General features: G+C 72.1%; 10 protein-coding genes. 6 read left to right on the top strand and 4 right to left on the bottom strand.

Translation table 11 applies throughout. The annotated features are described in order from the left end of the window. Positions 1-734: hypothetical protein (locus tag ACFCZF_RS06395; protein WP_376670690.1), on the bottom strand; the 734-nt coding region annotated here is incomplete at its 3' end. A gap of 139 nt (positions 735-873) precedes the next feature. Further along, positions 874-1,209 carry a hypothetical protein gene (locus ACFCZF_RS06390; protein ID WP_376670689.1) on the bottom strand — a complete coding sequence of 112 codons (336 nt, stop codon included), beginning with the start codon at positions 1,207-1,209 and terminating at the stop codon, positions 874-876. Between the two features lie 68 nt (positions 1,210-1,277). Between ACFCZF_RS06390 and ACFCZF_RS06385 the strand changes: the two genes are divergently transcribed. After that, positions 1,278-2,174, top strand: coding sequence for an oxygenase MpaB family protein (locus tag ACFCZF_RS06385; RefSeq protein WP_376670688.1), 897 nt, complete (start codon positions 1,278-1,280; stop codon positions 2,172-2,174). 174 nt (positions 2,175-2,348) lie between these two features. Here ACFCZF_RS06385 and ACFCZF_RS06380 read toward each other — a convergent pair whose 3' ends face one another. After that, positions 2,349-2,948, bottom strand: coding sequence for a class I SAM-dependent methyltransferase (locus ACFCZF_RS06380; RefSeq protein ID WP_376670687.1), 600 nt, complete (start codon positions 2,946-2,948; stop codon positions 2,349-2,351). A 185-nt stretch (positions 2,949-3,133) separates the two neighbouring features. Here ACFCZF_RS06380 and ACFCZF_RS06375 point away from each other — a divergent pair, with 185 nt between their 5' ends. The 5 genes from ACFCZF_RS06375 to ACFCZF_RS06355 all read left to right on the top strand — a co-directional run bounded on the left by ACFCZF_RS06375 (position 3,134) and on the right by ACFCZF_RS06355 (position 8,320). Further along, positions 3,134-3,907, top strand: a complete 774-nt coding sequence (locus ACFCZF_RS06375) for an MHYT domain-containing protein (RefSeq protein WP_376670686.1) — start codon at positions 3,134-3,136, stop codon at positions 3,905-3,907. A 63-nt stretch (positions 3,908-3,970) separates the two neighbouring features. Then, positions 3,971-6,784, top strand: coding sequence for a nitrate- and nitrite sensing domain-containing protein (locus ACFCZF_RS06370; RefSeq protein WP_376670685.1), 2,814 nt, complete (start codon positions 3,971-3,973; stop codon positions 6,782-6,784). Beyond that, entirely contained in the window at positions 6,781-7,218 is a 438-nt protein-coding gene (locus ACFCZF_RS06365) for a roadblock/LC7 domain-containing protein (RefSeq protein WP_375916058.1), read from the top strand. The genes ACFCZF_RS06370 and ACFCZF_RS06365 overlap by 4 nt, the downstream gene beginning before the upstream one ends. Positions 7,219-7,236: 18 nt before the next feature. Further along, positions 7,237-7,650, top strand: coding sequence for a DUF742 domain-containing protein (locus ACFCZF_RS06360; RefSeq protein WP_375916061.1), 414 nt, complete (start codon positions 7,237-7,239; stop codon positions 7,648-7,650). A gap of 64 nt (positions 7,651-7,714) precedes the next feature. Continuing rightward, entirely contained in the window at positions 7,715-8,320 is a 606-nt protein-coding gene (locus ACFCZF_RS06355; protein ID WP_376670684.1) for an ATP/GTP-binding protein, read from the top strand. Positions 8,321-8,374: 54 nt separating this feature from the next. Here the strand turns inward: ACFCZF_RS06355 and ACFCZF_RS06350 are convergent, their stop codons facing one another. Then, positions 8,375-8,803, bottom strand: coding sequence for a PPOX class F420-dependent oxidoreductase (locus ACFCZF_RS06350; protein WP_121750410.1), 429 nt, complete (start codon positions 8,801-8,803; stop codon positions 8,375-8,377). Between the last annotated feature and the right edge of the window lie 43 nt (positions 8,804-8,846).

Genomic DNA, 8,846 nt, shown 5'->3' with positions numbered 1-8,846 from the left:
TTCGTGGGACCGGCACCGGCACCGGCGTTCGTGGGACCGGCACCGGCACCGGCGTTCGTGGGACCGGCACCGGCACCGGCGTTCGTGGGACCGGCACCGGCACCGGCGTTCGTGGGACCGGCGCCGGCGTCCGTGCCGCCGGTCTCCGCGCCCTCGCCGGCGCCCGAGTGCTCGTCCGCGTCGTCGCCCGGCGCGTCGTCCACGGATCCGGCGTCGCCGCCCGTCACAGGGAAGTCCGCGTCGTCGATCTGCTCTCGCCACTGCGCCCACTGCGCGGCGATCTCGTCGGCTCCCAGACGCCGCTGCGCGGGCCCCCACACAGTGGTGTCCGGCGGCGACAGCGCCGGCTGGTCGGCGGACTCGAGGTCGGGGTCGTGCGGCGCGGGCACGCCGGGCGCCGCCACGGCGACCGCGAGAGGCCAGCCGGGCAGCGCGGCGACGACCGTACGCTCGTCCGGCGACAGGTCGTACTCCATGCCGCAGTCCCAGGAGGCCACGGCGACGGCCACCAGCGAGACGTCGTCGACGACGACGGTCCACCGCGCGCCGTCACCGTCCTGGCCGAGTACCAGGCCGTAGCCGTCCGCCAGCGGTGACAGGCCGAGCGCCGCGCACGCCTCCGGATAGTCGTCGCCCAGCACACTCGGAAACTTCGCCGGCGTCAGCAGCACCGCCGTGAGCACATAGAGCGCATCGTCCTCGGCGGCGACGGCGTCCTCGTCCGTCCCGGCCATCCCAGCCTCCCCATCGGTTCGTCCAATGGCGCGCACCCTAGTGCGCCCGGGAAGCTCTTGTCACGATACCCGGACGCACCCGAGCTGCAGTTTTCCGGCTGGACGGGGCGAATCGCCCTCTTGTGACGGACGGGCGGGGTCAGGCCGCGGGCAGCCCGAGGAGGGCACGGGCCACGTCCCGCGGAGACTCGTCGCGTTCCCGCGCGAGCGCGATCACGGCCCGGCACGCCAACTCGTTCACCCCGAACGAAAGGGCCTCCGGCGACACCCAGCCCGCCGCCTCGTCGATCCGTTCCTGGTCGTCGTCCGCGCACGCCGAGACGTACGCGGCGGCGGCCTCGAACAGATTGTGCGAGCGCTGCTCCCCTCCCGTTCCGCCCTCCGTGCGCCGAGCGGCGCGAGATCTGTCCCAGGCCTCGCGGATCCTGCCGAACAAGCGGATCACCCCTCCCCTGTCGACAGCCATGGCAGCCATGGCTGACCGTGCATCTCCTGCCACTCAACGTAGAGTTGAAGCCTCGACGGCAGAAGGGGACGGCCACGGTGGAGCGCTTCGAACGGCTGGCACAGATTCGACGGCTGGACCCTTACGAGGACGCTTCGGAGATCTATCGGCTGGCCTCGGCCTACGAGTTCCCGTGGGACTTCAGCCGTGCTCTCGAGTTGGCGCTCTACCGCACCTACGCCGTTCCGAGCATCGGCCGGCTGCTGGCCGCGACGGCGGAGTTCACGGACCGGGCGCAGAAGCGGTACGACGACACGGCGCTGCTTCTGGACGCCGTCGTCGAACACGGCTTCGGCAGCGAGCAGGGACACACGGCCATCCGGCGCATCAACCAGATGCACCGCGGCTATGACATCCCCAACGACGACATGCGGTACGTCCTGTGCACGTTCGTCGTGACCCCCAAATGCTGGATCGACGCCTACGGATGGCGCAGGATGTCGCGCCACGAGACCATCGCGTCCGCCGTCCACTACCGCACGCTGGGACGGCACATGGGCATCAAGGGAATCCCCGGGTCCTACGAGGAGTTCGAAGCCTGTCTCGACGCCTATGAGGAGGCCCACTTCGCCTGGGACGAAGGTGCGCGCCGCGTCTCCGACGCGACTCTCGACCTCATGGCCTCCTGGTATCCGAGCCCCCTCGCTCCGGTCCTGCGTACCGGGATCCTCGCCCTGCTCGACGAGCCCCTCCTGCGGGCTTTCCGTTACACGCCGCCGAGCCCCGCCACCCGCGCGCTGGTACGCCGCGCGGTGCGGCTGCGCGGCCGCGCGGTGCGCTTGATGCCGCCGAGGCGCGCTCCGCACCACGCCCGGCAGAACTGGGAGATCAAGGGCTACCCGAACGGGTACCGGCTGGCCGAACTGGGCACCCGCCCGGTCCCCGGCCTACGGGGCTGTCCGGTCCGCCACATCGACACGTCGGCCGCCGAGTGAACCGATCGTCTCGCGCAGCCAGTTGAGTTCAGCCTGGAGGTGGCTCGCGCGATGGCCGGAACCCCGCGCCGGAAGGGGTCTTCCAACTCCTCGGCGCGCAGCGGCCGGTCAGCGTCAGCGCATGCGGCCGGCGCCCACGCAAGAGGTCCGAGGGGTCAGTCCTCGCGCAAGAGGTCAGTCCTCGCGCACGGCCAGGGCCAGGAAGCGGGCGTCCTCGTCGACGTACGACGTCGTGCGCCAGCCGGAACCGGCGAGCAACGGCCGGAGGTTCGGCTCGGCACGCAGGTCGTCCGGCGTGATCCGCCGCCCTTGGCGCGCCGCGAGCGCCGCTCTTCCGATCGGATGGAACAGCGCCAGCACACCGCCGGGACGCACGACGCGCGCCAACTCCCGCAGGTTACCGGCGGGATCGGGCAGGTGAGCCACGAGGCCCGCCGCGAACACGGCGTCGAGCGTCCGCGACCGCAGCGGCAGCGCGGCGACGTCGGTCAGCAACAGGCGTCCGTCAAGGTCCCTCCCGGCCCGTACGGCGGCCTGGAGCATGGCGGGCGTCAGATCGGCCCCGACAACCAGGCCCGACGGTCCCACGGCCGCACGCAAGGGAGGCAGGGCCCGTCCCGTGCCGCAGCCCGCGTCGAGCACGTGATCCCCCTCCCGCAGGCCCAGCTCGGCGACCGCGGCCGCGTATGCGGGACCGTCGTCGGGGAACCGGCTGTCCCAGTCGGCGGCGCGGGCGCCGAAGAACTCCTGAACGTGCGTGTGGTCGTCGCTCATGCTCCACATGATCCCGCAATGACACAGATCCCCAATGACGCAGATTCCCCAACGACAGAGGGGATGCCGCAGCGCACACGTTCGAGCATGACGCGATCGTTCCAGCGCTTTCCTGGGTCAGATAGCAACACCTTTCGAAATGCGCCCCCGTTGTGCGCCCTCGCTAGGACTAGCGTCCCGGAGCCATGGGACACCTGGACCACGCCGCCCTGGGCTGGCTGACCCCCGCGCTGTCGTACGCGATGGCCTGTACCGGCGCAGCTCTCGGACTGCGCTGCACCGTGCGCGCCCTCGCCGCCACCGGGCGCGCGCGCCGCAACTGGCTCCTCACCGCGGCCTCGGCGATCGGCACGGGCATCTGGACGATGCACTTCGTCGCCATGCTCGGCTTCCGCGTCAGCGGCACCGACATCCGCTACAACGTGCCGCTCACCCTCACGAGCCTGCTCGTCGCCATGATCGTCGTCTGCGCCGGCGTCTTCGCGGTCGGCTACGGCCGCGACCGCGGTCGAGCACTCCTGCTCGGCGGACTCACCACCGGGCTCGGTGTCGCGAGCATGCACTACCTCGGCATGGCGGCCGTGCGCCTGCACGGCGACGTGAGCTACGACCCGATGCGCGTCGGACTCTCCGTCCTCATCGCCGTCGCCGCGGCCACGGCGGCCCTGTGGGCGGCGCTCAACATCAAGTCGCCCCTCGCGGTCACGCTCGCCTCGCTGATCATGGGAGCGGCGGTGAGCAGCATGCACTACACCGGGATGTTCGCGGTGAGCGTGCGTGTCACGCCGTCCGGCGAGGCGCTGCCCGGGGCCACGGCGATGCAGTTCATCTTCCCCCTCGCCGTCGGCCTCGGGTCCTACCTCTTCCTGACCTCGGTCTTCGTCGCGCTGTCGCCGACGGCGGGGGAGCGCGAGGCGTCCGCCTCGGCCCAGCAGCCCGTAGGAAGCACCGCCCGGTAACGGCGGGCCCGGCCGTCAGCGGCCCGGCGACAACGCACCGACCCCGTACCGAGCGAGGAGGCCATGCGTACACCCCGTACGACCCCCGCAGCCGGCGCCGAGACGCCGCCCCAGCCACCCGTGCGCGGCCGCCGCGCGCACGCCGGACCACCGGCCGACGAGGGCCCCGCGAAGCCCACGGACGAGGCACCGGAGGCGTCCGCCACGCGCGCGTGGCGCAGGCGAATACGGCCCCGCACCGTGCGCGCCAGGATCGTCAGCCTGCTGATGGTGCCCGTCGTCTCCCTGCTGGCCCTGTGGGCGTACGCCACCGTCACGACCGCCCAGGACATCTCCCGGCTGCGGCAGGTGCAGCGCGTGGACGCCCAGGTCCGCGCCCCGGTGAGCGCCGCCGTCGCCGCCCTGCAGGCCGAGCGGCTCGCGGCCGTCCGCCACGCCACCGACCCGTCGGCGGTGCCGAGCGGCGATTACAGGGCACTTTCCGCACACACCGACCGCGCAGTCGGGAAACTGCGGTTGGGCGACCGCCATACCGTCGCCGACGGCGAGGAAATGCCCGCCGGCGTGGCCCGGCGCCTCGAAGCCTTCGTCACCGGCGCCGAACGGCTGGGATCGCTGCGCTCCGCCGTCCTCGACCGCCGCGCTGACTGGGAGGAGGCCTACCGCCAGTACACGACGACCATTTCGGCGGCCTTCCGGGTGGGCGGCGCGCTGAGCGGCATCCAGGACGCCGATCTGGGTTCCGACGCGCGCGTGCTGGTCGAGTTCGCCCGCGCGGGCGAGGCACTGGCCCAGGAGGATGCCCTGCTCGCCGGGGCGCGGCTCGCCGACGGACTCGGGGGCGAGCGGCTGCGGCTGTTCACCGGCGCCGTCGACAGACGCCGGACCCTGACCGAGTCAGCCGTCGCCGACCTGCGCGGCTCCGAACGCGCCGCCTGGCGGGACCTCGCCGCCGGCGGCGCCTACGCGACCGTGGGGGCGGCCGAGGGCAAGCTGCTGGCCCAAGGACCCGAAGACCGGACGGTCGAGGCAGCGGCCCCGCGGACCACCTGGGACAAGGCGCACGCGCACGTGCGGGACGGCATGCGGACGATCGAACAGGACGCCGGGCGCCGAGTCGCCGACCGGGCCGACCCGTTCGCGCGCGGCGTGCTCACTCCGGCCGGGGCCGCGGTCCTCTTCGGTCTCCTCGCCGTCGCCGCGTCGCTCGTCATCTCCGTCCGCATCGGCCGCGGCCTCGTGGTCGAGCTGGTGAGCCTGCGCAACAGTGCCCTGGAGATCGCCCGCCGCAAACTCCCCGAGGCCATGCGCAGACTGCGCACGGGGGAGGAGATCGACGTCCGGTCCGAGGCGCCACCGGGGCCGCCTGCCGAGGACGAGGCCGGCCAGGTCGCCGAGGCCCTGGACACCGTGCACCGGGCCGCCCTGCGGGCCGCAGTGGAACGCGCCGAACTCGCCAGCGGTATCTCCGGGGTCTTCGTGAACCTCGCCCGCCGCAGCCAGATCCTCGTCCACCGTCAGCTGAGTCTGCTCGACAGTATGGAACGCCGCTCCGACGACCCGAACGAACTGAGCGACCTCTTCCGCCTCGACCACCTCACCACCCGCATGCGGCGCCATGCCGAAAGCCTGATCATCCTCTCCGGCGCGGCGCCCGGGCGGGCCTGGCGCATGCCGATCTCCCTCACGAACGTGATTCGCGCGGCGGTCTCCGAAGTCGAGGACTACGCGCGCGTGGAGGTACGACAACTTCCCGAGGCGTCCGTGATCGGTGCCGCCGTCGCCGACCTCACCCACCTCGTGGCCGAGATCATCGAGAACGCAGCCCAGTTCTCGCCACCCCACACGCGCGTGCGTGTCACCGGAGAACCCGTCGGCAACGGTTATGTGATCGAGGTCGAGGACCGCGGCCTCGGCATGGGCAAGGACACCCTCGCCGAGGCCAACCACCGCATCACCCGCTCCGAGGCACTCGACCTGTTCGACAGCGACCGGCTCGGCCTGTTCGTGGTCAGCCGGCTCGCCGCCCGGCACGACATCAAAGTGCACCTCAAGACCTCGCCCTACGGCGGCACCACCGCCGTCGTCCTCCTGCCCACCGCACTCCTGCACAGCGGGGCGGTGGAACACTCCCCCCGCGCGGCAGTCGAAGCACCACAGTCCGAGGAGCACCCGTACGCGCGCGTGCCCGGCCCCGCCCCGCACCAGGATCCCGTCCCCGCGCCGGCCGACCGGCCGGCGCTGACGGCCTCCGTCCCGGCGACGGCACACACCGCGACGTCCGGTCGGCCACCAGGAGCCCCCGCCTTGCGACTGCACCGATCCCCTGACGACTCCGCGAAGACCGACGGTCCTCACCTGCCGCACGTGCCCAGGGAGTCCGACGGTCCTCATCTGGCGCACGTGCCCAGGGAGTCCGACGGTCCTCATCTGCCGCACGTGCCCAGGGAGTCCGACGGTCCTCATCTGGCGCACGTGCCCAGGGAGTCCGACGGTCCTCATCTGGCGCACGTGCCCAGGGAGTCCGACGGTCCTCACCTGCCGCACGCGCCCAGGGAGCCTGACGGTCCTGACCTGCCGCACGCGGCCGGTGAGCCCGATGGTCCCGATCTGCCGGACGCGGCCGGGGAGTCCGACGACCTCCCTCGCCGCGTGCGGCAGGCCAGTCTCGCTCCCCAACTACGCGACGGGCGACCCGCCGACCCTGCGCGGACGCCCCCGCCGACCGGCGACGACGAGCGCACCCCCGAAGTCGTACGGGATCGCATGGCCGCATACCGCGCCGGCTGGTCGCGCGGTGGTGGCAGGCGACCCGGCCGCGGAGCACCGCCGGATGCGCCGGCCGGCCGCAACAGCAATGAAGGAGACCCAGCATGATCCACAATCCCGGCAACGGGAGCGCTCGGCGGACCCGGGAACTCGACTGGCTGCTGGACGACCTCGTCGTGTGCGTGAGCGAAGTACGGCACGCCGTGGTGCTGTCGAACGACGGACTCGCTGTGGGCGCGTCGACCGGCCTCGGCCGCGAGGACGCCGAACACCTGGCAGCGGTCGCCTCCGGCTTCCACAGCCTGGCCAAGGGCGCGGGCCGGCACTTCGGTGCCGGGGGCGTGCGCCAGACCATGGTGGAGATGGACGACGGCTTCCTCTTCGTGGCCGCTGCGGGCGACGGCTCCTGCCTCGCCGTCCTGACCGCCGTGACCGCGGACATCGGCCTGGTGGCCTACGAGATGGCACGGCTGGTCAGGCGCGTCGGCGAGCACCTCCACACAGCGCCACGCACCGCCGCGCGGCCGCCCGCCGGCGGATGACCCGGGAGGGCCGCGAGGATGACCGACGACACCACGGCCGGCGGCCGGGAGCGGCCGGGCAGCCAGTGGTACGACAACGAGGCCGGACCCCTCGTCCGGCCCTACGCGATGACCGGCGGGCGCACCCGGCCCGGCCCCACGGGGGTGCGGTTCGACCTGATCGCCCTGGTCACGCGGGCCCCTGACGCGCCGGGCACCGACGACACCGTGCTCGGACCGGAGCACCGGACCCTGATCGATCTGTGCCGCACGGAGACCCAGTCGGTCGCCGAACTCGCCGCGGACGCGGATCTGCCCGTGGGCGTGGTGAGGGTGCTCCTCGGCGACCTGGTGGAACTCGGCTCCGTGACCGTCAGCCGTCCCGTACCGCCCGCGCAGCTGCCCGACGAACGGATTCTGCGCGAAGTCATCGACGGACTCCGCGCACTGTAAAGGAGGCCGAAAGGCCATGACCGGCAGTTACGTTCACGACCACCCGGACCGAGAGAAGTGATCGATGGTCTCCGAGCACTCCGACGCCGCGGACGGTGACACGACCGCGCTGGCGTTGAAGATCCTGGTCGCCGGAGGATTCGGCGTGGGCAAGACCACCTTGGTGGGCGCGGTCAGCGAGATCAGACCGCTGCGCACGGAGGAAATGCTCAGCGAGGCCGGGCGGCTGGTGGACGACACCGACGGCATCGACCGCAAGGTCACCACGACCGTCGCCATGGACTTCGGACGCATCACCATCCGGTCCGGCCTCTCCCTGTACCTCTTCGGCACACCGGGCCAGGACCGCTTCTGGTTCCTGTGGGACGAACTGTCACAGGGCGCACTAGGTGCTGTCGTCCTCGCGGACACCCGGCGCCTGGCGGACTGCTTTCCGGCGGTCGACTACTTCGAGCACCGGCGCATCCCGTTCGTGGTGGCCGTCAACTGCTTCAAGGGAGCGCGCCGCTACGACGCCCAGGACGTTCTGCGGGCTCTCGACCTCGACCGGGGGACGCCCGTAGTGCTGTGCGACGCCCGGGACCGCGACTCGGGGAAGGAGGTGTTGATCCGGCTCGTCGAGTACGCCGGACGGATGCACACCGCCCGGCTGCTCGACTCCGTGCGCTGACCGGCCGGCCCCCTCCGGCCGGTCATGCCGCGGGCCCCTCTGGTCGGGCCGGCCTCAGTCCGCCACAGATTTCTGGGCCAGGACCTTGTCCACGGTGACGCGGACGAGGAGCTCGCCCGGAACGCCGTTGCGGGCCCCGAACTCCTCGGCGCGCTCCTCGCCCATGTACCGGGCCCCGATCCTGGCGGCCCAGTGCCGGAGTTCGTCGAGGTCCTCCGAGATCCGTGCGCGCCCCTGCAGCACGACGAAGTCGAAGGGCGGCCGGTCGTCGTCCACGCACAGGGCGACCCGGCCGTCACGGGCCAGATTGCGTCCCTTCACAGTGTCCTTGCCGGTGTTGAACACCATGTCGTCCCCGTCCAGCAGGAACCAGATCGGTGCCACATGCGGGCTGCCGTCCGCCCGAACGGTCGAGAGCTTCCCGGTGCGGGTGCCGTCCGAGACGAACGCCCGCCATTCCTCATCGGTCATCTTCTGTGCCATGCCCCCATCCTCCTTGCCCGGAGCACAAGCGTGGTGAAGGCTG

The sequence above is a fragment of the Streptomyces sp. NPDC056296 genome (assembly GCF_042268605.1).
Classification (GTDB): Bacteria; Actinomycetota; Actinomycetes; order Streptomycetales; family Streptomycetaceae; genus Streptomyces.
The sequence above is the reverse complement of the archived record's forward strand: the minus strand, read 5'-3'. Positions and strand labels throughout refer to the sequence as shown.

Coding starts and splice junctions, on each gene's coding strand:
- ACFCZF_RS06380 (WP_376670687.1), bottom strand. CDS start 2,948: ATGAGCGACGACCACACGCACGTTCAGGAGTTCTTCGGCGCCCGCGCC.
- ACFCZF_RS06365 (WP_375916058.1), top strand. CDS start 6,781: ATGATCCACAATCCCGGCAACGGGAGCGCTCGGCGGACCCGGGAACTC.
- ACFCZF_RS06350 (WP_121750410.1), bottom strand. CDS start 8,803: ATGGCACAGAAGATGACCGATGAGGAATGGCGGGCGTTCGTCTCGGAC.
- ACFCZF_RS06355 (WP_376670684.1), top strand. CDS start 7,715: ATGGTCTCCGAGCACTCCGACGCCGCGGACGGTGACACGACCGCGCTG.
- ACFCZF_RS06390 (WP_376670689.1), bottom strand. CDS start 1,209: ATGGCTGCCATGGCTGTCGACAGGGGAGGGGTGATCCGCTTGTTCGGC.
- ACFCZF_RS06360 (WP_375916061.1), top strand. CDS start 7,237: ATGACCGACGACACCACGGCCGGCGGCCGGGAGCGGCCGGGCAGCCAG.
- ACFCZF_RS06370 (WP_376670685.1), top strand. CDS start 3,971: ATGCGTACACCCCGTACGACCCCCGCAGCCGGCGCCGAGACGCCGCCC.
- ACFCZF_RS06375 (WP_376670686.1), top strand. CDS start 3,134: ATGGGACACCTGGACCACGCCGCCCTGGGCTGGCTGACCCCCGCGCTG.